Consider the following 23,399-nt stretch of genomic DNA (forward strand, 5'->3'; position numbering starts at 1 on the left):
GATGACTTCCCGCGCGCCGGGAGAGACCGGGTCCGCGCCGAGGGGCGCGGACCCGGCCGAGGGGCGGGCGGTGGCTCAGGCGGTGCCGGGCCCGAAGTCGCCGTCGAGGGCGGCGGCCATCCGCAGGTGCGGGGCGGCATCGGCGGCCCGGCCCTGGCGCTCGAGGGTGCGGCCCAGCATGAGATGCGCGTAACTCTCCACCGGGTCGAGGTCCAGGATGACCCGCAGTTCCTCCTCCGCCTTGCCCAGCCGGGCGGAGTGGTAGTAGGAGCGGGCCAGCAGCAGACGCGGCGCGACCTGCGCCGGCGCCTCCTCGACGAGCCCGCCCAGGATCCGCGCGGCCGTCAGGTACTCCTTGGCCTCGAAGAACATCTGCGCCCGGTCCCACCGGTCGGCGGGGGTGCCGAATTCGTAGTAGGTCTCGGTCTCGCTCACGGGTCCTCCTTCGTGTGGGGCGGACCGTCCCCGGACCGCCCCGCCGTACGTTCAGCCATGACAACACCGCACAATGGTTGAACATTCCACTAAACTTCCGGCGTGGAGCCCAGTGCTCCGCATCCCTGCGGGAATAGGTTGAGCCCCATGAGCAATCTCGATCGCCAGGCCACCCCCTCCGTCTGCGGAGGGCGCGGCTTCGTCGTCGCCGAGCCCGTCCGCGAGCTTCTCGCCCCCCGTCGCGTCCGGCTCGGCGGGAGCACCGAAGTCCGTCGCCTGCTGCCCAATCTCGGCCGCCGCATGGTGGGTGCGTGGGCGTTCGTGGACCACTACGGGCCGGACGACATCGCGGACGAGCCGGGTATGCAGGTGCCGCCCCATCCCCACATGGGCCTCCAGACCGTCAGCTGGCTCCACGAGGGGGAGGTCCTGCACCGGGACAGCCTCGGCAGCCTGCAGACGGTACGTCCCCGCGAACTGGGCCTGATGACCTCGGGCCGGGCCATCAGCCACTCCGAGGAGAGTCCGAGGGAGCACGCCCGCCTCCTGCACGGAGCGCAGCTCTGGGTGGCTCTGCCGGGGGCGCACCGGCACGTCGAACCGCACTTCCAGCACCACACGGACCTGCCCGTCGTCACCGCCCCCGGTCTGGCCGCCACCGTCATCCTGGGCGAACTGGACGGGGCGGTCTCGCCCGGTACCGCGTACACCCCGATCGTCGGCGCCGACCTGACCCTGACCGGTGGCGCCGAAGCCCGTCTGCCCCTGGACCCCGACTTCGAGTACGCGGTCCTGTCCATGTCCGGCGAGGCAGAGGTCGACGGCGTGCCCGTACTGCCCGGATCGATGCTCTACCTCGGCTGCGGCCGCACCGAACTGCCCCTGCGCGGTGTCTCCGACGCAGGGCTGATGCTCCTGGGCGGCGAGCCGTTCGAGGAGGAGCTGGTGATGTTCTGGAACTGGATCGGACGGTCCCAGGAGGAGATCGTCCAGCCCCGCGAGGACTGGATGGAGGGGAAGCGGTTCGGCGAGGTCAAGGGCTACGACGGGGCTCGGCTGCCTGCCCCCGCATTGCCGCCGGTACCGCTGAAGCCGCGTGGAAGGCTCCGCTGACCTGCGGAAACCTAGGGACGGGCTGGTCGTGCCGCCACTGGCGGTCGCCACTCTGGGGCCCCGATCCGCATTCTTCCCCGGGCTCGGGGGTATTGGGTGTGAGAGGAGGCACGTCGAGTCTCGTGTTCGAGCGTGTGTGTCAGGGTTCGATCGGATCGATGCCGACCTCTTGCTGACTTTCCTGAGTGCCTGTCAGGTGGTAGCCATCTGCCGCCCGCATGCCGGAAACCGGTCCCGGACGGATCCGCTGAAGCGTGACTGGGGTGGCCGCAGAGCCCGGGCGCGAACGCGTCCGGCCGACTTCCGAGCCACCCTCGCCGAAGCCGGGAAGTACTGCATCGGCTGGCTCCGGCGGGTGCTCGCCGACGAGCTATGCACGTGCGGGCCTCGCGCAGCTCGGCGGACTCACCCGACGCTGTCGCGGGCCTGGAGCCCTCATCGGTGCCGGGCGGCCGCACTCCTGGACGGGGGAGTGCCTGTTGCCTTTCTCGTACCGCCCCCGGTCGAAGCCGGTGACAGCCGCATGACCCGGCGGACCCAGTCCTGGCCGGCAGACTACTGCAGGCGCTCTGCGGCGAGCCGGAGTTCCGTAAGCCACCGCTGGTAGTTCCCGAACTCCTCGACGAAGTACCGCAGCTTGCCGTACCACTGCTCATCGACGCTCGCCCTGTGCCTGATGAGCAAGGCCCGCAGCGACATCTGCGTGACACGCGCGGGCCGCGAGGCCGCGATGGTGTGCTCGCGTAGCTGGGTGGCGTCGCCGGCGATGAAGATTCCCCCCGCACTGTCGGCCACCGCCCCCTGGGCCTGGGTGACCGCTTCCCGCACGTCCTTCGGTGGCTTGCGCTTCTTGATCGCCTCACCCGCGTCCTTGACGATGCCCAGATGCTTGTGGACCAGCCCCTTGTAGACCGCGCCGGCCTGGCTGAACCTGCGTGGTGCGTCGGCCGGCGCCAGGTTGAGCGGACGGCCGGAGGGACTGCCCAGGCTCGCCTTTGTATCGTTGGTCGGGGCTATCAGCACCTCCTGGCCAAGGACCTCCCAGCCGTTCGGCCCGAAGCTGAGTACGTTCGTGACCTCGGGCAGGGCGGCACCGCTCGCGGAGCTCATGTACTCGTCGTCGCCGAACCAGTCCATGGTGGCGTGAGTGCGCTGGAACTCCAGGGCGTCCGCCATCCGACTGCCGGGCGACTGGTAGTGCCAGGCCCGGAACGCTTCCGGTCCTCGGGGGCTCGCGGTGACGGCGAAAGCGCATCCGTTCATCGCGGCCGTGAAGACGAGCTTGGCACCCGGAGCATTCCCCGGCACCTGCGGGATGTCCTTGTGGCCCACATCCGTCGCGGGGTCCCTCGCGCCGCCCCTGAGGTAAGGGACGAAGGCGGAGTGGAGATAACTGCCCTCGGCCTGGGCGGTCGGCAGATCCGAGTGCCCGGCGACGTCCCGCAGGAACGTGTGCGCCTCCCGGTACTCCTGGTCGGCCACGTACTTCTCCAGGGCGGGGGTCAACAGGTACGCCGGACGGCTCGGACTGTGCCGTCGCGGGTCGGGCGTCAGGACGAACCAGTGGCGGTCCAAGCTGCCCAGGATCGACCCGAGGCCGGCGTAGGCGGCCGCCAGCTCCGGTCGGTCCCCCCAACGGGCCTTCATACCCGCCACCACATCCATGGAGAGCGGGTTGGTCGCCAGAAATCGGCGCGGATCGGTGACCAGTTCCTCTTCCGCCGTGCGCCGCACCGTGACCTCGGGCGCCCCCGAGGTGGTCTGCGCCGGCGCGGAGCCGACCGCTCCCTGCGCGATCGGCGCGGGGTCCGCGTCGAATCCGCCGATCGTGTCCGTCACGACCTCGTCGACGGCCCCATGCGCCGCCGACGCGCCGCTCACCGCACCGCGCTGCGACGGGACGCCCGTCCGGTCGGTCCGCCGTCCGGACAGGGTGCTCGCCTCGTAGGCGATCTCCTCGTGGGGGGCGACGGTGTCGTCGGCTGTTTGGTGGGTCGGTGTGGTGAATGCGGATGCGTCGGGGAGGGTGATTTCGTTGGAGAAGGTGCCGATCATGGTGCTGTGGGGTGTGCGGGTGAGGCGGAAGTTGATTCGGTTGTCGCCGTCCTGCGTGCCGAATATGTTTTCGACGTATTTTTTGAAGGCCTTGATTTTGTAGTCGCGTTCGTAGATTTCTTTGAGTGCTGTTTTTTGTTCGGTGTCGATCTGCCACTGCCTTTCTCGCCATTCGGCGGTGTCGGGGACTCTGGGCAGGTCGTCGAATTCTTCCTGGGTCCGCACGGTGCGGGTTTCCACGTATTTGAGTTCGTGGCGTTTCTCGCCGGGGGCGGCCGTGTAGATGTGGATGTCGAGGCCACCGATCTCGCCGCTTTCGATCCGCTTCTTCGCTTCGGGCCATTCGGTGGTGGTGAGGACGCTGCTGTTGTGGATTCCGTCCAGTACGTGTGCGGTGACGCGGTTGGTGAGGCCTTGTGCGTAGGTGCTGGACAGCTTGAGCCAGAGTTCGCCCATGGTCGGGGAGTCGTTCCAGCGGGGGAGTCCGAATCCGAGGCCGTTGAAGATGTAGCCCTGGACCGATGATTCGAGGGCGACGCCGGCTCCGACGTTGGCGGTGCTGATGGCTTCGGCCGCGCCCATCTTGGACCAGATCTGGCCGTGTTCGGCTGCGGCTGCGGCGCGTTTGGGCAGGACGTCCTTGAATCCGGGGGTGTCTTGTTGCTGGAAGAACCACATGTAATTGACTTGGTGGCCCATCACGTCCGCGGACTGGAAGCCCTTCATGATCTGGTCGACCACGGCTGTGTCGGGGTCGTTCCGGTCCGGGCGTTCTTCCAGGGCCATTTCCAGGTCGGATTCGACGATTGTCAGCCAGGCGGCCACGCTCTTCTTGAATTCAGCGTTCGCGGCCAGTGGTGTGATGCGGTTGATACGGGCCCAGAGTTGCTGCCTATTCCGGTGGAACTCGGTCTTCGCCGCGATTATGTTGTCCTCGTTCGCGTCCTCGTCCTCGTCCTCGTCCTCGATCGTGGACGGGGCGGGCGAGGGCGCCACGGACTCCTCGCCCTCCGCCCGCTGCACCGAAGGTGAGCCGACCGCTCCCGGCACGATCGGCACCGCTTCCGCACCGGACTCGCCGGCCGTCTGCGCCACGCCGTCGTCGACGGCCCCCGGGGCCGCCGGCGCCTCGCTCATGGGGACGGGCTGCGACGGTGCGCCGGCCGGGTCGGTCGAGCGCCCGACCATGTTGGCCGAATCGAACGCCACCTCCTGCCGCAGGGCGAAGAGGTCGTTGCCTCTGCGGTGCACCGCCACGTGGAGGGAAGCGGCGGCCGCGGCGGAGGAGCCGGGGCCGGTGGGGGCCGGGGGCCGGTAGGTGTGTGCGGCGCCGTTCTCCTCCACCAAGGTCACGGTCGCGTTCAGCGTCTCCGCCGCCCGCTGGGCCATCGCCCGGTCGGCGGCCGGGGTCCAGGGGTCGGGGAAGGCGACGCGCAGCCGCTGACGCACCTCCTCACTCGTCGGCGCGGTGTCCGAGGACGGTCCGGCCGCGGAGGACGCGTTCGTGGACCGGGAGGCCGCCTCCCAGGCCCGGTGGAACGTGTCGGCCAAATTGTCGTCCGCGTCGGAAGGCTGTGCGGCGATGCGCGTCCACGTCGTCCTGTCCGGTGCCGTGAGGTTGCCGCTGCTCCGGTCCACCGTGTAGCGGGTGGCGTCCTCGGCGGTCGGCGGAGCCCACGGCGGAGTCGCGTAACTGGGATGCTTCGGCCCGGTGGCCTCGCCCCGCTCCGTGGTCCTGCGGCTCTTGTACCTCTTCTCCTGCTGGTCCTCGCTGTTCTCGTTCTCGTTGTTCTCGTTCTCGTCCTCGAAGTCGCTCTCCGCGTCCGCGCCGGCGGCCCTGCCCGTGCCCGTGCCCTTGTCCGTCTCCTTCCGTTTCGGGAAGGGGGCGGGGGCTCCCTCGGGCAGCGCCACGTGGAAGCGGCCGTCCGCCAGGAAGAGCGTCAATCCCGAAAGAGGAGCGGCGGAGGTGGCTGTGTCGGCCGCGCGGGCGGGTGGGAACGTCTGGTGGTCGCCGGCGGCCGTGACCACCGTGACCGGCCTGTGCAGGACCCGCGCGGCCAGGGCGGGCAGCACGTCGGCCGCTCCGTGGTCCCAGGCCTGCGGGTCCTTCGTGAGCGGACGCGAGAGGGCCTGGGTGGCGAGCGCCAACCGCTCCCGATCCTCCAGCCACAGCGTCTCCGGCAGGGCCTGGAGATCGGCGAACTCCCGCTCGTGCGGACCCTCGAACGTCACGCCCGCGTTCGCCAGCTCCTGCTCGGTGAAGGTGTCCGAGCTGTCCGGAGCCAGGGCGGCCAGCAGGTCACCGTTGGCGCCCTTCGCCAGCGCCGCGACCAGGGCGTCATGCAGCCTGCCCACCCGGGCACGGTGTTCGTCCGAGGCGACCGGGCCGCGCTGCGCGTGCTTCTCCCCGTGCTGGACGGCCGCGATCAACGCGTGGAAGAACGAGGCGCCGTCACGCGGCACCGCGTGCACCTCCAGCGGCTGCCGGCCGTGCTCGTCCGCCCCGTCTGCCGGCGGGGTGAGCGTGCGGCGGCGCGAGGCCGTCGGTTCGGTGACCGTGTACTTCGCGGGGGCCTCCGAGCGCCAGGCCGGCTTCTGGTATGCGACGGGTGCGGCCGCGGGCGTCTCCTCGGCGCCCGGGGTCTGCGCGGCGTCGCGCCCGTAGTGGAGCGCGGTGACGCGGGCCGCCTCCCCGTGCAGCCGGTGGGTCTGGGCGGCCGCCTCGATCGTGCGCGCCTCCCACAGCAGCGCCTCCGCGCGGGCCTCCCGCCATTCGACGACGGCCGGGGTCTTCCGGCCCCGCTCCTCCTCCGGGTCCGCGAGGGCCGCTTCCCGCTCGGCCTCCGTCATGTCCAGCCACGCCGCCCGAGCGCGGGCCCGAGCGTCGTAATAGCGCTTCTCGCTCTCGACCATGTCGGCCTGGGCCTTGCCCATCGCGTCCCAGGCGGCGCTCGTCTCCTTCGGGAAGGTCGTGTCGTCGAGCAGCCCGAGGTCCCTCGCCATGTCCTCGCGCACCCAGACGAACATGGGGCTCTCGGCCTCGGTGACGCGGGGGCCCCGGCGGAGCCGGCCGAACGCGCGGGCCGGGGCGTCGGTCACGTTGTGATCCGCCTCCACGACGGTCCGCCAACTCACCGGCAGCGAGAACAACATGCTGCGCGGCCCGGTCACCTTCGGGTTCGTCCCGATGCTGGACTCCGTACCGCCCTTGTGCTCCGTCCTGTCGGTGGTGTTGGCGAGGGTGGCGGCCACGCCGGGCGTGATCACGCCGGCGCCCGTCGCACCGGCCATCGGCGCGGTGCCGACCATGGCCTCCACCGTTCCGGACGACGCGAGGGTGTGGGACTCCGATTCCTTGACCCGAGCCGTGCCCTCCATCTTCGGCTTGCTCTCGACCGCGAGCAGTTGGGCCTTCTCCCGCCGCAGCTTGGCGTACAACCGCGTCTCGGCCGTGTGGGACTGGCCGACCACCGCGGAGGAGGACAGCGTCGGCAACGACAGCCCCTCCGGGGACAGGGCCGCTCGCAGACCGGAGGTGAGCCCGGCCTGCCCGGTGATCTCCCGCTGGGCCTGGGCGGGGGCGGTGCCCAGGGCGGTGAGCGGGCCGCGCCGGGCCTCGCGTACGGCCGTGGCGAGCGCCTCGTCGCTCAGCACCCCCTCGGCCAGGCGGCCCCCCACCCCGTCCGCCTGGCCGGTGGCGAGGGTGAGCGCGTCGTACACGTTGTCGGGCTGGAGCGCGTGCACGGCGAGGAACCCGGTGCCCAACGCGTCGTCCAGAACGGGGAGGCTGTCCTGCGAACGCCATGCCTCCATGTTGGCGCGATCGGCCTGCGCTGGCGCGAGGACCTGGACCGCGCGGGGGGAAGCGGTCGGCGTGACGTCTGCGACGCCGGCCCCCTGAGGGGTGAGCAGGTGGACCGACACGTGCTCGCGCAGGGTGCCGACCTGGCCCTGCCACGCCGCCGGATTCTCCGGGTCCTCCTCCGTCGTCGGCGGAGTGGTGACGAGGGGGGTGCCGTCGCGGTCCACCAGGGTCACCTGCAGCTTGTACTCGGTGACGAGTTCGGCGTGCGACAGCGTGGTGGACATGGTGGGCGTGTTCGCCTTGCCGCTGCTCCGGGACCGGACGCTCTGGTCCTGGCCGGAGGCGGTGCCCTGGATGGTGGGGCCGACGCCGAGGAACCCCGCGTCCTTGCCCATGGAGGGGGCCCCGGAGAAGGCGAGGGACGCCTCCGTGCCGCTGTCGTGGGACTCGGCGGTCTCGGTGTCGCTCCCGTCGAGCCGGATGTCCTCCACCTCCTGGCCGTGGCGCAACCGCTCCACCCTGGTCGTGACGGGGATGAGCTGGAACCGCACCTGTCCGGGGCTGCCGCCGGTCGGCAGGTCGCCGGGGCGCGACCAGACGCGGTGCCGGACGGGCAGGGTGACGCCTTCGGAGGTCAGGGGGTGGAGCTGCGCGCGCAGGAAGTCCGGGGAGAGCATCTGGAGCACCTGGTCGCGGTCGTGCGACGGCACCCCCAGCTCCTCCAGCCGCGGGAGCAGGTCCTGGGCGTGCCGACTCGCGTCCAGCACGCCGCTGGCGTGGGTGGGGAAGCGCTGGTACAGGTACGCGGGCACGCGGTAGCCGCCCGCCAGGTGCTTGGGGATCTGTTCGCCGAGGCCGTCGGGCGCGAGGCCCATCTCGATGGCGTCCTCCATCGGCACGTGGAACACCACCGCATCCGAGACCGAGTAGGTCTCGGCGGCCGCCGGGCGGGGCTTCGGCAGGGCGGACCGCAGCCACGGCGGGACCCGACCCGCCCACGACTGCACGGTGGTGGCCGAGCGGGTCCCGATCAGGCCGAGCGCCGCGCTCCACCGGTCCCGTACGGCGACGGTCTCCCGCAGGTCGCCCATCACCGGGTACATCCGGCCGTTGTGCTTGAGCACGACGTTGCGACCCTGGCTGATGCTCCGGGACTGGGACGAGCCGGAGCCCCGGGCGTACTGGCCCGCCGCCGCGTAGGTGCCGCGGAAGGGGTGGGCCGTGTCCGGTTGGATCACGAGCGAACCCTGCAACCCCACCGTCGTCCGGAAGGTCGAGGCACTGCCGCCGGTGATCTTGCGTTCGGCGCCCGTCATCACCTCCATGTTGCCCGGTCTCGGCTCGCCGATCACCCGCAGGTTCCGCAGCCGGGCCCGCAGGGTCGTCTTCACATGGTGCGTCTGGTACGGGCCCGCGCCGATCAGGCCGGTGGTCCGGATGCCGAACGGGCCGAGCGCCTGGCCGATCTGGCCCGCCACCGACAGGTTCTCCGATGCCCGGCTCAGCGTGTCGTGCAACGGCGCGCCGGGCATCGTGACGTGCCACGACTGCCCGCTCGCCCGAGCGGCCACCTCCTGCGCCTCCGTCTGCCGACGAGGCGCCCCTTCGACGCTGAGTACGGAGTAGGCGCGGCCGAGCAGTTCGCGCGCCGCCGCCGCATCGGTGTCCGCCGGGTCCGCGGTCGGCCGGGGGGCTGTGCCGTCGATCAAGGCGTCCGCCGACTCTTCGGTCGGGACTTCGGCGATGGTCGGGAGCGGGCCCCGCGGGACCGCGGCGTAGCGGTGGGAGCTGTGCGCCGCCGGTACGGCCAGCTCCACCCGGCCGACCACCGCCGCGTCCCCGGCGAGCAAGGGGGGTGGGGTGACCCGGCTGACGAAGACGCCCGCGCCGAGCACGCCCAGGGAGGCCAGCCGCGCCCAGCCGCGCGGCCTGCGGTGGCCCTCGAACGAGGCGTTCAACCTCACCCGGTAGCTGAACAGGTGGGCGGCGGTCTGCATCGTCAGGTGCTCGTTCGTCACCGCGACCGTGTTCCGCGTCGCCCGCTGCCGACCCCAGGCGAGACGGATGCCGGCCGTCAACAACCCCGTCCGCTGCGGGAAACCGGTCTGCGAGGACTTGGCCTTGTCCCGAGGCGACACGCCGACCTCCAGCCCCAGGGACTTGCTGAGCGAACTCGACTGCGCCTGTCCCGACTGCTGGGTCGCTATGACCGAGTTGCGCAGCGAGCGCTCGCTGAGGGACGTCACGTACTGCCGCTCGTCCAGATCGGCGGTGAGCTTCAGCGTGTGGTGGCCGTTGCGCCCCCACCCGTGCTCGGTGAGGCTCACCGTGACGCCGGTGGTCGTCAGGGCCTCCAGGCTCTGGGCCAGCGTGGGCCGGTTCAGTGCTTCCTGTATCTGGCGTTCGTTGTGCAGCATCGTCTGGATCTGCCGGTCGGTGTGGAGCAGCCGGGCCAGCCTGGGGTGCCTCTTCACCCCGGCCGTGGGGAGCAGTCCGGGGTAGGAGCGGCTCAGCTGCGCCACGACCGCTTCGGCGAACTCCTTCGCCGGGTCCGTCTCGGCCGGGGTCGCCGTCTGGGCCGGGTCGGCGGGGGGCCCGCTGCCGTCGATCGGGGGGAGCTCGGCGGTGTGGAAGCGCTCGACCCTGGTGTGGCCCAGGTGCTTGGGCTCGTCCTCGGTGAGGTAGGGGGGCGCCACCGGCTCCGGTCCCGGCGTTGCCGCGCTCTGGGCGGGCGTACGGGCGTCCCAGTCGGCGAGCCGTCGCGCCTCGATCGTGGGCAGCCAGTCCAGTGTTACGACGTTGATGGTTCGCTTCTCGGTTTGACCCGGCTTGCGCACGTCCAGGGTCTTCTCCACCCGGTACAGCGCCACCGGCGTTCCCTTGGTCCGGCCGGTGACCTTGCGCGCCGCGGAGCTGCCGAGGTAGAGGGTGCGACCCGCACTCACGTCCAGGCGCCCCACCGGTCCGCCCTGCACCCGCAGGTTCGTCGCCGGGCCGACGCGCAGGGTGTGGGCGGGACCGGCGCTGACCTGTCCACCGAGCTGGGCCTCGCGGACGTGCGACCGCTCGTTCTGGTACGTGGTCTGCGTGAGGTCGCGGAGCTCGACCTGGGTGGCCTCGGTGACCAGAGTGGCTCTTTTCGGGACGACGCGCTCCACGATCAGGTGCCCCAGCGGTTTCTGCGATCTGCCGCGCGTCAGCTCCGGCCCCACGACCTGGCCGGTCAGTCGGGGGAGCAGTCCCAGCAGGCGCGCGGGGCGCAGGAACGACATCAGGGTGCGGTGGGCCGTACTCCCCGGCCGCACACCGGACATGGGGAGCACGAGGGATTCCGGGGCGTCCTGGAAGTAGACGGCCTCGGTGTCCGAGACGCGGGGGAGGTCCCCCTCGCGGAAGTCGATCCTCTCGGGCGCGCGATCAGGGCCGTCGTACGGTTCGGTCAGCGTGTCCTGGAGCCGCCAGGTGAGCCCGGCGCGCACCTGGAAGCCGCTGTCGGGCCGCAGCGGCAGCGTCGCGCGCCGCCAGGACTGCTCCGGGGCGGACGCCGGGGTCAGCTTGTCGATCCTCACCTGGTAGTACACGTCGTCCAGGTGGAGGTGGGAGCCCTGCCAGTCCCGCATCTCGGTCTGGTTGAACATCTGCGTGCCCGTGCTGTAGTCCGTGCGGCGCGTGAGGCCGAACGAAGCGCCCGCCTTCACCATCCACGGCATCGGCGCCCCCAGGGTGGTGGCGGCGGCGACCTTGCGCGCCGTTCCCACTGAGCGGGGCACGCCCGTCGACGCCTGGCCGCGGTGGACCGTGTCGAGCCGGACGGAGGCCCCCTTCGGGTCCGCGAACCGTTCCCAGCGGTGGTACGGCAGGGCCTCGACCGTGACTTCGTAGCCCACGGGGGTGCGCCCCACCGGACTCCACTCCTTGCTCCCGCGCACCACGAACGTGGCCCCGCGCGGCGCGGTGAACGCCGAGGGCTCGTCGTTCAACAGGCGGCGCAGCTCGGCCTCGTCGAAGTGCGCCCGCACCTCTGCCGGCAGTCGGGCGAGGATCTGGTCGGCCGCCTCGTCGGTCCCGCGCAACGTCATACGGCCGGCGCCGGACATCAAGCCGCCGGCCCTGACCCCTCCAGGGCGGACCAGCTCCTCGGGGAGCCGGCTGCCGTCCTCGAAGACCACCGGCCCGCTCCCGCGCGCGGGCGGCTCGGCGCCGGACGCGACCAACTGGGGCGGGCGGTGCCGGTCGAGCTGCGTCTCGATCGGAACACCCGTGGCCTCCTCGGTACGGGCGGCGCGCAGGGCGGCCAACTCCCTGTCCTGCGAGGTGTTCTTCGTGCGCCGGAACGCGCTGCGCAGGAGGTCCAGGGGCGACCGCCGGCCCGCGAGGACGTCCTGGCCGTGCGCCGGCTCGGCGCCCCGCGAGGCGGAGCCGGCCGCGGCGAGCGCCGTGTAGTGGCCGCTCTCGTCGTAGGCGACGTACAGGATGCCGCCCCGCCCGCCGGGGTTGAGGTCGGTGACGGAGTCGCCGTGCACGATGCGCAGGTCGATGTCCATGGAGTGGGCCAGCGCCTGGGGCAGCAGGTGGCCGAACGGGGACGACGCCAGGTCGGAGCGGCCCGCCGCCTCGGACAGGAGGCCGCCGCTGCCGAGGAGACGCGCGTCCTGCGGCGTGGGCGCCACCTCCAGCAGGGAGCCGTAGCCGCTGTCCCGCAGCAACTGGCTCCACACGGCCGCGTCGCCCGCCAGGACGGCCTCCGCGATCATGTCCCAGGCCGTGTCCGCCCATGGGTCCGCGACGTCCGACGCGCCCCTGAAGTGTTCGTGCACGTGGTCCAGGACCATCTGGACGGGGTCGGGCACGTACTGGGTCAGGGCATCGGCCAGTTCGGAGCCGGTCAGCCGTGTCCGGACCAGGTCCCGCAGATCAGCGGTCCCCAGCCCGGCCCAGTGCGGCAGGACGCCCTGTTCGCGGGCCCCCGTCAGCACCGCGTCGAAGAAGGAGTCCCCGTCGCCGGGGACCGGGACGCGGCGGAAGTCCCGGCCGTCCGCGTGCACCCGACTCGCCTCGGGCGCGGGCGAGCCGCCCGTATCCGGTCGCCCGCCGGTCCGGTCGGCGGACGTCTCGTCCGCCGACGACCGCACAGCGGTCGGTGCGGGCACGGCCCCACCGACCAGGTCCGGCCTGCGGCGCAGCAGCGTGGCGGTGTCCTCCGGGCTCAGCTCCAACTCGGAGAACGGCAGCGGGGCGCTCGACAACTGCCATGTCACGCGCGCCGAGGGGGAGTAGGCGAGCCCGTGGACGTCCTCGGGCGAGATCGGGGCGGTCGGCGGCACCTCGGGGGGAGGCGGCGGCACCAGCGAGTCGAACGACATGTCCGGACGGGCGTCTTCCCGCAGCCCGTCCGCCGCTCGCAGGAAGTCGGTGTACTGGTCCTGGGTGGGCGGCGTGTTCTCGTCGAGCCCGTTGAGGTCCGCGACCATGCGGCGCAGCAGCGCGGGGGTCATCCGCGCGTCGGCGTACCGCGGCTCGGGGGAGAGCCATCGCAGACCGTCCGCGAAGGCCAGACCGCTGATCAACCGCTCGCTGTCTTCCCGCTGTTCGGCGTCCGTGCCCAACGCCCCCCGCAGGGTGCGGACGGCCTGGAGCGTCCGGGCCAGGGCGAACGCGTCGACGGGCCCAGGGCCTTGGTGCAGACCGGCCGACCGTGCCAGGTCCTCGAGCCGCTGCCCCGAGGGCTCCGGCGTGAACATCCGCCACTCGCCCGGCCCGTCGGGCCCCTCGGCGAGCGTGGCCCGCAGGGTGCCGTCGGACTCCTTGGCGGTGCCCGCCTCCGTGGTGGGGGCGTACACGGGGCGGCCGGTCCGGTTCGCCACGTGCTGGGCGACCGGCAACCCCGCCACCTCGGGCTGCCTGCCGGTCTCGCAGGAGTACAGCACCAGCGGGCGGTCCCGGTCGGCGTCCTTGCCCCAGGCCCGCAGCACCTCGCCCAGTTGGACGCCGCTGACCACCACGGAGGGCCGGTCGGCGTCGTCCGTGCCGAGCGTGACGGTACGCGGGGTGCCGTGGGCGACGAAGTAGTCCGCACCCTCGGATGTGCCGGCGCCGGGCAGCTCCTTGAGAGGACCGGTGAAGTAGGTGGCGGTCGTGGCCGGTCGGGGGGACCCGTCCTCGGCGTTCCCGGCCGGTCGCGTGACGGTGCGTGTGGGGCGGTAGGAGGCCAGCTCCGCCAGGCGCTGACGGCCTTCCGATTGAGGGGAGTTGTCCTCTTCCGTACTCTGCGACACCGTCAGTGTGCGTACGGTGCGCCCCTGTTGGGGGCGCGTGGCGTCATCGGGGACCAGGCGGCGCACGTGGTCGATCGGGAGGGCGTGCCCGTCCAGGGCCCTGATGACCGGCGCGGTGGCGGTGGCCTTGGAATCGCGCGAGCGGGAGGGGCGGGCCACGAACCGGGCGAACGACGGGGTCCTCCACTTACGGGGGGCGGGCCGGGGGGACGGCGCCGCCGCCACGGCCGGGGCAGCGGTGCCGAGCGACGCGGGGGCGGCCGGGCCGTCGGCCCGCGCGGTGCCCGACTCCAGGTACACCTCGGAGGCGACATCCTCGGTGCCGGTGCCGGTGCCGGTGCCGGTGGTGGTGGTGCGGGGGGCGGTTGCGGGCGGCTCGGTCCGCTCCTCCGCTCGGGACTCCGTCCGCGCCGGCTCGGCGGGCGCGGAGCCGTCCTCGGTCGTGCTGCTCGTAGTGGCGACGGGTCGGGGCGCTTCGTCCACCTCGCCCGTGCCGGGACGCTGCGCCGGAGGGGGGACGAGGCCCAGGTCGGCGGCGGCTTCCGACGTCAGGGCGTCGGTGAGCGGCAGCAGCACGTCGGCGTCGGGGAAGGCGTGCGCGGCGGCGTCGGACGCCGCCGGAGGGGCGGCCGAGACCGTACGGATCTGGGTGGGCGCGCCGGACCTCTCGCGGGAGAGCACGGCGGCCTCGCGGTGCGCCGGGCGGCCCGAACCCGGTGCGTCGGAGCCCTGAGGGGCGACCGGAGGGCCGAGGACGACGGCGCGGTCCCCGCCGGACAGGTCGAGCAACCGCGAGGCCGCTTCCGGGTCCCCGTACGGCAGCGGCCCGTCCGACACCACGACGGTGAGGGGAGCCTGCTGCCCGTCCACCGTCGAAGGAGGCGTCTGCCGCGCCGGGTCGCGCGCCGCGTCGCTCTGCGCCGCGGGATCCTGGGCCTCCTGGCCGTCGCGGGTCTCCGTCGACGGGAGCGGGGCCGAGTCGGTCGGATCCGTGTCGGTGGCCGCAGCGGGCGTACCGTCGCCGCTCTGCGCGCCGGAAGCCGAACGGCCTGTTGCGGCAGGGCTGTTGGCGGACGGCGAACCAGGGGGTGCACCCGGTGCCCCGGTCGATCCGGGTGCGCCGGACACGGTGGTGATCGGCATGGCGGGCTGTGACAGGGGCGCGGGGGAGCCGGTCGCGGCCTCCCGCGCGGTCGCGGGATCACTGCCGGGCGCGGGGGCAGGGCCACCGGGCGTGTCACTGTCCGTACGGCCCTCGGCCGGGGTGTTCGTACGGGCGTCGGGCGCCGTCTCGGAGCCGTGCTCCGCGATCGTGTCCGTGCCGGTCGGAGACGTCTCGACGGCGGCGTCCTGCGCGGTGGTGTCGGTCCCGTCCGTCGCCGTGCGAGTGTCGGAAGCCTGCCGACTGTCCGCAGCGGGCGCTGGGGACGTGGTACTGGAGGGGGTGGTGACGGGAGCCGTCGGGGGAGCGGGGACGCTGGTCGCCTGGCCCGCGCTGCCGACCGAGGCGGGCGGGGTGGCCGTCCCCGTGGTGCTCCCGGGGGCGGTGTCGGTCGAGCCTCGGGCGTCGGTCGCGTCGGTCGCGTCGGTCCCGTCCGTCGTGCGGCCCGTGTCGCTCGTCCCGGCCCCGCTGCCCGCGCCGGTCGTGCCCGTGGCGCCGCCCGTACTGCCGGTCGCCACGCCGGTGCCGATGGTGTTGCCGGTCTCCGTGCCCGTACCGACGGTGCTGACGGTGTCGCCGGTCGCCGTGCCCGCGCCCGTGCCGACGGTGCCGATGGTGTCGCCGGTCGCCGTACCCGTGCCGGGGCGCTCGTGTCCGGTGACGTCCGGGCCCAGGCCCTCCAGGCCGCGGCGTACGGCGGCGGTGTCCTGGAGCGCCTCGGGGCTCTGGCCGCCGGAGACGACCCGCACCTCGGGGACGTTCGCCAGGCTCTGGTGCAGCGCGGCGCGCGCGTTGACCTCGGCGGCGGTCGGCGGTTCCTGGCCGCGCAGCTCACCGATGGCGCTGAGCGCGGCGGCGCGCTCGGCGGCGGAACCGGTCTGCGCCTGCTGCCACAGCGCGGCCTCCGCGAGCGACGAAGTCGGGCCGGTGGACGACGGGAAGAAGGGGGAGGACGACGGCACGCCTCCGAGCGGGGCGGTCGAGCCGGCGTCGATGTCCGTTGCCGAGGCGTCCTGCCCGGCGGCCCCGTCCGTCGTCGTGCTGTCCGCTCGGCCCTCGCCACGCGCTGATCCGCCCGCGCCGCCGACCGTCGTGACGGGCCCGCCTCCAGGAGGCGGGGAGGTCTGCGCACTGGCCTTGTTCGCCGCGTCCCGCAGCGCCGTGCCGAGGTTGACGCCGCCGCTCTGGAGCGCCCCGCCCACGCGGTTGCTCACACCCGCGCCCACGAAGGTGGACCAACTGGTCTCCCACTTGCCGTACAGGATGCCGCCCGCGACGACTTCCGCCAACGCCTCACCGCTGCCGGACGCGACGAAGTCCGCGGTCTCCTTGACGACGTGGTGGCCCACCATCGCGCCGCCGACCGGCCCGGTTCCGGGGGAGTTCAGGCCGCCCTTCGAGAAGTTCGGCCCGTTCTTGAAGTCGACGTCGGGGGAGTCCTTGAGGAACTTGGCGTCGTAGCCCTTGACGAGCCCCTTCGACCAGCTGTGGAACACACTGGTGAACCCACCGGCGAACGCCCCGAACGCGCCGTCCTTGGCGATCTGCTTCCAGTCGAAGCCGTCGGGCCGCCGCCCCTCCGGGGCGCCCACGATCATGCCGAGCCGTACGGCGAACGAGGTGAACGCCTCCGACAGCGCCTCGCTCACCGCGGGCAGCAGGTGGGTGCGCTGCAGCAGGTGGCTCATCGTGGCGAGGATGGCGAACCTGCTGCGAGCCTTGGCGAGAGCGATGCGGCTGAGCGACGCGCCGCCGGTGAAGTAGGCCAGCGCCATGTAGAACGCGACCTCGATCAGGAGCCGGATGACCTCGGCGATCACCTGCCACTTGGCCTCCATGATGTCCATGGACAGCTTGACCCGGCTGGCCGCGATCTTGTCCAACTGGTCGCCGAACTCACGCAGATGGTTCTTGCCGGCGTCGTCGATGAGCAGGCTCATCGCCTTGACGTAGGAGTCCGCCACGTCCCCGGGCATGGACTCCGCGATATCCCGCACCGACGTCTCGATGAGCTGGGACAGTTCGCGCGTCCGCTTGCTCAACTGCCCGAACGGCCGCTGACTCTCGTACGCCAGGTCCTCGTCGGCCTGGAGGAGCTTTTCCCCGGTCAGGATGAACAGCATCGCGTTCACCGCGGGTGATGCCTGCATACTCACCGGGGGCAGCCCTTTCGCCGCGCGTACGCCGTCGCGACCCCGCAGCACGTGGACGCGTTGCGGGGCCGGACGGTCGAGGAGGGGTCAGCGCCGGCCATGACCGCCGTTGGCGTCGGATATCCGGCTGTCCTGCTTGGCGATGTTCCCCAGGGTCTCGCCGCGCAGCGCGTGCATGGACTTGACGTTCTCGAGGGTGCCCCGGGAGATGCCGGCCACGGCCTTGCCGAGGGCCTCACAGGTCTCCCGTGTGGCCTCGCGGTCCTTCTTCTCCTGCGGGCGGACCTGCTTGGCGAAGTCGTCGTCGACCCCGGGCCAGGTGGACGTGCCGTTGCTCTCGATGAGGAAGTCGCTGGTCATCTTGCGGGCCAGCTCCGCGATGGCCTCCAACTGCCGTGTGCCGGCCTCGATGCGGTTGGGGTTCGCGTAGTACCTGTTCGACATGGCTACTCCTCGCCGTCCTCGCCGAGCGCGTCCCGCCAGGACGCGCCGTTCTTTCTTCCCGGCTCGTCGCGCGGGTCGCTCAGTACCTCCGGGCCGAAGAGCTTGCCCCAGTCGACGTCCAGGCCGCTCAGCTCCGGCATCCCCTCGCTGGTCCCGGCGAACGGGGCCATCGCCTGCATCACATGCCGGCCCATGCGCGTCCGGGCCTCCTGGGAGGCCTCCAGCACACTGGCGGCCAACTGCTGGGACGTCATGCCCCGGTACTTGCCCTCCAGGAACTCCAGGTTGCTCAACTCGCCCTGCGGCCCCACGGTGACCCGTACCGCCCGGTCGGAGGAGACGGCGTCGAACGAGGCCTCCCGCAACTCGCGCTCGGTGCGGGCGACGGCCTCCTCGGTGGCCTTCAACTCCGCCATGGCCCGCTCGACGCGCTGATCCAGCGAATCCGTCACCGATCCCCACCCCTCCGGCGCCGCCGTGTCTCGGCCGTTGCCCCATATCGTACGGGCCCGCAGGCGGGGGAAGTTCGGCCACCCCCGCCGTGACCTGGTGTTACGCGACCCGTCATCGTCCGATCACGGCAGGTGCGCTGCCGCCCTCCGTGCCCCAGACATCCTCGTCCTCCTCCAGGTATGCGGAGGACGTGGTCGTACTCGGCCGGGCCGGGTCCTCCGCGTCGCGGTCGGCGCCGCGGCCGCCCGTGGTGGCGGGGCGCTTGCCGGCGGCGAGGAAGGTGTCCTCGTCCTCGGACCGCCCCCAGGGGCCGCGCCTGCGGCGGTTGCGGCGCTTCCCCTCCTCGAGCGCGTCGGTGAGGATGGCCCGCACGCGCTCGTTGTGCGATCCCTTGTCGCCACCGGCACCGCCCATGCCGCCCATCGGAGGCATCATCGGCGCTCCGGGGGTGCCCGCGCCTCCGGCGCCGGCCCCGGCCCCCAGGCCGGCACCCGCTCCGGCGCCCGCGAACGCGGCGCCGTCCGTCCCGGCGCCGCTCGTCGGCAGGTCCGACAGCGGTACGGCGTTCCCCGAGGCGTCGACGCCCCGAGGGGCCTCCGTGGACGAGGAGCCGCCGCCCAGGCCGTCGAGCGAGCCCAGACTCTGGCCGCCGCCCCCACTCCTCGCGCCTCCGCCGAGGTTGAGGTCGAGATTGCCGAGGGAGGGCCTGTCGAAGGACGGCGAACCGCTGCCGAAGTCGCTTCCGATCGTCTTCGGAATGCCCGGGTCGCGGGGGAAGTCGAGGCCGTCGAGATCCACGCGGCTGGTGTTGCCCCGTGGATCGGTGGTCGTGGCGACCCCGGTCTCCGGGTCGACGACCTGCTTGCTGCCGTCGGGGAACTCGGTGGTCAGCTTCCCGTTCTCGTAGGTCACCTTGGACCCGTCCGGAGCGGTGTGGCTGGTGCCGCCGGAGAGGTCCGTCGTGGTGAGGGCGCCGTTCGGGCCGGTGGTGGTCAGCTTCCCGGTGTCCGGGTCGAAGGAGGCGCGGCTGCCGTCCGGATACCGCAGGTCCACGTCCCCGCCGCGCATGGTCGTGCTGCCGCCGGTCGGGGTCGCGACCCTCCTGTTGTCCAGGTCCGCCAGGTCGCTGGAGGGGCTGTTGATCCCGCCGAGGTCGCCCAGGTCGGTCCGCGTGACCTTCCCCTGCGGGTCGGTGGTGGTGGCGATGCCGGTGTCGGGGTCGATGACCTGCTTGCTGCCGTCGGGGAACTCCGTGGTGAGCTGCCCGTTCCGCAGGGAGGTCGTGGACCCGTCGGGGTTGGTGCGGGTGGCCCCGTGCGTCAGGTCCGTCGTCGTGGTGGTGCCGTCCGGGGCGGTGGTCGTGAGGACCCCGGTGTCCGGGTCGAAGGACGTGCTGCCGCCGCCGGGGTGGTGGGTGGTGAAGTCGCCGCCGGCGAGGGAGGTGGTGCCGCCGGTGGGCGTCTCGAGCCCGATCGGAACGCGCTTCCCGTTCAGGCCCTCCAGGTTGCCGAGGTCCGTCCTGGTCGTCGTGCCGTCCGGGCGGGTCGTGGACGCCTCACCGGTGGCCGGGTCGATCTTCTCGACGGTTCCGTCGGGGTAGGTGGTGACGAGGTCGCCGTCGGCTCCCAGCCGGGTGGTGGAGCCGTCGGGGTTGGTCACCGAGGCGTCGCCGCCGAGCTTCTTGGCGGTGGTGGACCCGTCCGGGGCCGTGGTGGTGAGCGTTCCGGTGCGGGGGTCGAAGGAGGTGCGGCTGCCGTCCGGGAAGGTGGAGCCGAGAGCCCCGCCGTCGGTCAGCGAGGTCTGGCCGCCGGTCGGCCTCGTGAGGCCGAGACCGCCGGCCCCGCCCAACCCGCCGTTGAGGTTGCCGAGACTGCCCAGGGGCGTGGTGATGGGGCCGCCGAGTCCGGCGGTGATGTCGCCCAGCTTGTCCGCCAGGCCGCCGCCGGCGGGGCTGCCCGCCGTGTCGGTGAGGCCGCCGCCGAGATTCCCCAGACTGCCCAGCGAGGTGGTCACGGGGCCGCCGAGTCCGCCACCGCTCTTGCCGTTCAGACCGCCGAGATCGCCCACGCTGACGGTGGGGGGCATCTCATTGAGAAGAGACTTGCTGAAATCGGAGCTGGGCTTGTTGAGGGTGCCGAGGTTCTCCTCGATCTTCTTCCGCTCTTCCTCCGCCTTCCGCTCGGCCTCTTCCTTCTCCTTCTTGTACTCGGCCTTCTCCTGGTCCCGTTCGGCCTTGGCCTCCGCCTTCTCCTTCTTGTACTCCTCCTTCTCCTTCTCCCGTTCCGTCTTCGCTTCCTCCTTCTCCTTCTTCTGCTCGGCCTTGGTCTCCTCCCTCTCCTTCTCGAGCTTCTTCTTCTCCTTCTCGGCCTGTGCCTCCTTGAACTCGGCGGCGACGGTCTTGGTCGACTTGGGCTGTGGCACGTTCTGGGTGAACACCATCCCGAGGTCCAGGAATTTGTTGTTCAGGTCGGACTGGACCTGGGCGGCCGGTTCGCCGAGGTACGTGTCGACTCCTTGGCTCCAAATACGCACGGCCGCCTGGCCGACCTTGGCCCAGTTCTTTATCTCCGCGAGATCGCCATATTCGGGATGTATCTGGCTGAATCCGCCCTTTTCGCTGGCGTGAAAGGTAGTGCTGCCGGCGTAGTTGTTGCTGTAGGCGCCAGAGTAGGTCGTGGTGTAAATCTCCGTCTGCTTGATGTTGTTCTCTTCGCACCACCGGGCCAGATCGTCCAGCACATAGCGCAGGACACGGAGCGGATCGTAGTAGGGCGACTGAGTCCAGTCGTACCAGATCTTCAGGAGGCTGTTCGCGGCCTTCTGCAGGTGCGACCGCCCTTCGGCGAGAGCCTGCGCGTAGACGGTGCTGACGTTCGACTGTTCACTTTTCTGCGAGTGGGAAGAGGACTCCTTGCCCAGGGAAGCATAAAAAGTTCTGGTGTAGCTTTCGTAATTTTCTCGAATCTTCTTCAGAAGACCCAGGAAGACCTCGGCGGACTCACCCTTCCAAGCGGCGCCCTCGCCGCCGAACTTCTTCTCCCAGCCCAGGATGGTTTCTTTATGGAGCTTGAAGAAGTGCGCGGCTCGGTCGAACGAATCTGCGGCCCTGGTGAAGGATTTGAGGTCCACCACGCCTCCCGGTGGCACACCGAGGTTGCTGAAGGCCATGCCTTCGGTGCTGCCGGAGGCCAGGGCGTTCAGGGCGAATCGCGGACCGTACATGTACTGCGCGAGAGGGATGGTGCTCATCTCGGCCTTGTGGTAGTCCTTGAAATCGTTTCCCTTGCTGTACTCGATCTCGTTCGCTGATTTTCCTTCGATGTTTGCGAATTGGGTTTTTCCGCTGGAGTCGACACTCCTGCCTTCGAAAACGATCCGGGCCTGCTTGAGCTGGGTCTTCCCCTTCCCGTTCTTTTTCTTGTCGAAAAACCAGATGTCGTAGTCCTGGCCCTTTTCGACCGCGAAGCCCGACTTGTTGAGCACTTCCTGCAGGTCGCGCTCCTTGATGTCCATTCGGAAAAGTGGCCCGCCGTTGGCGGACGTGAGCTTCTCGAAGATTTTGGATCGCTCGGGGACGGGGTAGCCGGTGATCAACTTGATGAGGTTGCCCCATGTATCGTCAGCGTCTGAGCGAGCGACCTTGCCGCTGTATTTACCGACATTCTTCTCGGATTCGGGGTCGAACCGCTCCGCAGCCACCGCGCACCCTTTCTGATCGTTTCCCGGTCCGTTCCGGACGACATGCTTCCCGCCGACGCCCGCTACGGTGTTTTCAGGTCGTGCTGCTGGTGGTGGTCGTATTGCCGCCCGGCTTGGCCACGATGGCTTCGTCCACCTCGGAGAACAACTGGAGCAGGGCCTGCGCGTCGATGGCGTTCAGGTTGTCCTGGTTGGTCTTCTTCATTTTGTCGACGGTGTCCTGGAGGGCTTCCTTCATCTCCCTGAAGAGGGTGATCTGATCACCGAGAAGCTTGTCAATCGCAGTGCCCGCGGTGGTGATGTTGGCTACCAGTGTCTGCGCCGAGACCAGGTCCGACGTGAGCATGTTGCCGAGCCGCAGGATCTGTTGCGTCTTGTTCAGGTTCTGCGGAGTGGTGCGCTTGTCGATGAGCTGGGACAGCGGACGGATGCCTCCCTTGTCCTCGTGGTTGCGATACGTGTCCGCCGCCTTGTGCGCAGTGGTGACTTCCGTATCGCGGAAGCTTTCCAGCTTCTTCACGTCGAAAAAGGTCCGGTCGGCCATGCGGCTCGCCCTCCTGATGTTCGGTGCCGGTCGTGCTCGGTCTGCCGCCACCGCCGCCGTGCCGGGCGGCGCTCGCGCGGGGAGCACCGCCCGGTGGGCCGTACGGGTGCGGCTGGTGGCGGCTCCGGGGAGCCGCCGCGGGCCCTGGGCTCCAGCGTCACAGGTGCGGGGCCGGGGTGCCGTTCAGGGGTGGGACGGTCGCGCGTACGCCGGCATGTCCCGCCGGGGCTCCTAGCGGGCGGAGACTTCCTGCCACATCTGGCTGTTGCGTCGCTCGTCCTTCTTGTGGCTGTCCGCGACGTGCTCCAGCAGGGCGCCGTTCTCCAGGAGCAACTGCTGCATCGCCGAGACGGCGGCGTTCCACTGCTGCTGCACCTTGGTGTACTCGCGCTGGTCGTCACCGGCCCAGCCGGTGCTGAGCGCCTGCAGCTCGGCCTCCAGGGCCTTCAGCGTGCCCTCGATGGCCTTGGTCTGCTGCTGGATCGAGAGCGCGGCGTTGGCGGCGGCGTTGTACTGGACATCGATGATGCCGTCGGTCAGGTTCTCGCCGGGCATGGGAGAAGCCTCTCTGGTCGTCGGACCGGGGGTCCGTGGGGTCGTGGTGGAGAGCCGGCACGGAGAGGTGGCCCATACCGGGCGACTCGGCTCCGGGCGAGATCAGGCGTCAGGACAGGGCTTCGAAGACGCCCGAGGACACCTTGCTGGACTGCTGCCCGATGGCGTCCTGGTGCTGCAGCGACGTGTTCCGCGCCAGGGTGCGGTTGTCCTCCAGCGCGTCCGTCATACGGCCGATCTGACGGAGGATGCGCTGCGCCTGCTCGTCCCACTTCGCGAACAGGTTCAGGAACGCGCGGCCCTCGTCGCCACCGACGCCGAGCGCCGTCGAGCGCACGTTCTCGCGGATGCGGTTGACCCCGTCCTTGGCCAGGCCCAGGGCGAGTACACCGTTCTGTACCTTCTTGTCGTCTACCAACCGGTTTTCGGCCATAGAGCGCTCCCATCGATCAAGGTTCGGGTGGCGTGTCCGCTGATGTTAGGGAGATTCAGGTGCGCAGATCAAGCGAGCAGGTTTCCTTCTGCTGTACCCGAGTTGAGCAAACGGACCCCATCGGACACGGTTACCTGGAGGTGCCTTTGTGTGAGGTGGGCGTCCTGCGCGAGGAGGGGGAGTGCGTTGGCGCGTTCTGTTCCCTATCGAAAGGCTCGCGGGCGAAATTCTCTGAGGTTCCTTTGAGGTTGCGCGTCCTTCCCATTCCGGACG

At 71.1% G+C, this 23,399-nt stretch carries 9 protein-coding genes; 1 reads left to right on the forward strand and 8 read right to left on the reverse strand.

The genetic code is table 11. The features are described 5' to 3' along the window. Positions 1-75: 75 nt before the first annotated feature. Positions 76-435, reverse strand: a complete 360-nt coding sequence (locus QFZ71_RS28790; protein ID WP_307671076.1) for a tetratricopeptide repeat protein — start codon at positions 433-435, stop codon at positions 76-78. A 147-nt stretch (positions 436-582) separates the two neighbouring features. Here QFZ71_RS28790 and QFZ71_RS28795 point away from each other — a divergent pair, with 147 nt between their 5' ends. Further along, entirely contained in the window at positions 583-1,548 is a 966-nt protein-coding gene (locus QFZ71_RS28795; protein WP_307671077.1) for a pirin family protein, read from the forward strand. Between the two features lie 555 nt (positions 1,549-2,103). Here QFZ71_RS28795 and QFZ71_RS28800 read toward each other — a convergent pair. The 7 genes from QFZ71_RS28800 to QFZ71_RS28830 all read right to left on the reverse strand — a co-directional run bounded on the left by QFZ71_RS28800 (position 2,104) and on the right by QFZ71_RS28830 (position 23,126). Next, the gene (locus QFZ71_RS28800; protein ID WP_307671078.1) at positions 2,104-16,995 is read right to left on the reverse strand and encodes a hypothetical protein; all 14,892 of its coding nucleotides are present in this window, start codon (positions 16,993-16,995) and stop codon (positions 2,104-2,106) included. Between the two features lie 90 nt (positions 16,996-17,085). Continuing rightward, complete coding sequence (locus QFZ71_RS28805; protein WP_307671079.1) at positions 17,086-17,442, reverse strand: hypothetical protein; 357 nt, start codon at positions 17,440-17,442, stop codon at positions 17,086-17,088. Positions 17,443-17,444: 2 nt separating this feature from the next. Next, positions 17,445-17,894 (reverse strand): YbaB/EbfC family nucleoid-associated protein, encoded by a 450-nt coding sequence (locus QFZ71_RS28810; RefSeq protein ID WP_307671080.1) that lies wholly within the window; start codon positions 17,892-17,894, stop codon positions 17,445-17,447. 112 nt (positions 17,895-18,006) lie between these two features. After that, positions 18,007-21,594 (reverse strand): AAWKG family protein, encoded by a 3,588-nt coding sequence (locus QFZ71_RS28815; RefSeq protein ID WP_307671081.1) that lies wholly within the window; start codon positions 21,592-21,594, stop codon positions 18,007-18,009. 73 nt (positions 21,595-21,667) lie between these two features. Continuing rightward, positions 21,668-22,138 carry a type VII secretion system-associated protein gene (locus QFZ71_RS28820; RefSeq protein WP_307671082.1) on the reverse strand — a complete coding sequence of 157 codons (471 nt, stop codon included), beginning with the start codon at positions 22,136-22,138 and terminating at the stop codon, positions 21,668-21,670. A 231-nt stretch (positions 22,139-22,369) separates the two neighbouring features. Continuing rightward, positions 22,370-22,693, reverse strand: coding sequence for a WXG100 family type VII secretion target (locus tag QFZ71_RS28825; RefSeq protein ID WP_307671083.1), 324 nt, complete (start codon positions 22,691-22,693; stop codon positions 22,370-22,372). A 109-nt stretch (positions 22,694-22,802) separates the two neighbouring features. Further along, positions 22,803-23,126, reverse strand: coding sequence for a hypothetical protein (locus tag QFZ71_RS28830; protein ID WP_307671084.1), 324 nt, complete (start codon positions 23,124-23,126; stop codon positions 22,803-22,805). Between the last annotated feature and the right edge of the window lie 273 nt (positions 23,127-23,399).

It is taken from the genome of Streptomyces sp. V2I9 (assembly GCF_030817475.1).
GTDB lineage: Bacteria > Actinomycetota > Actinomycetes > Streptomycetales > Streptomycetaceae > Streptomyces.

Bases quoted from the DNA above. Each gene is read 5' to 3' on its own strand.
- QFZ71_RS28795 (WP_307671077.1), top strand. From the start codon at position 583: ATGAGCAATCTCGATCGCCAGGCCACCCCCTCCGTCTGCGGAGGGCGC.
- QFZ71_RS28800 (WP_307671078.1), bottom strand. From the start codon at position 16,995: ATGCAGGCATCACCCGCGGTGAACGCGATGCTGTTCATCCTGACCGGG.
- QFZ71_RS28805 (WP_307671079.1), bottom strand. From the start codon at position 17,442: ATGTCGAACAGGTACTACGCGAACCCCAACCGCATCGAGGCCGGCACA.
- QFZ71_RS28820 (WP_307671082.1), bottom strand. From the start codon at position 22,138: ATGGCCGACCGGACCTTTTTCGACGTGAAGAAGCTGGAAAGCTTCCGC.
- QFZ71_RS28825 (WP_307671083.1), bottom strand. From the start codon at position 22,693: ATGCCCGGCGAGAACCTGACCGACGGCATCATCGATGTCCAGTACAAC.
- QFZ71_RS28830 (WP_307671084.1), bottom strand. From the start codon at position 23,126: ATGGCCGAAAACCGGTTGGTAGACGACAAGAAGGTACAGAACGGTGTA.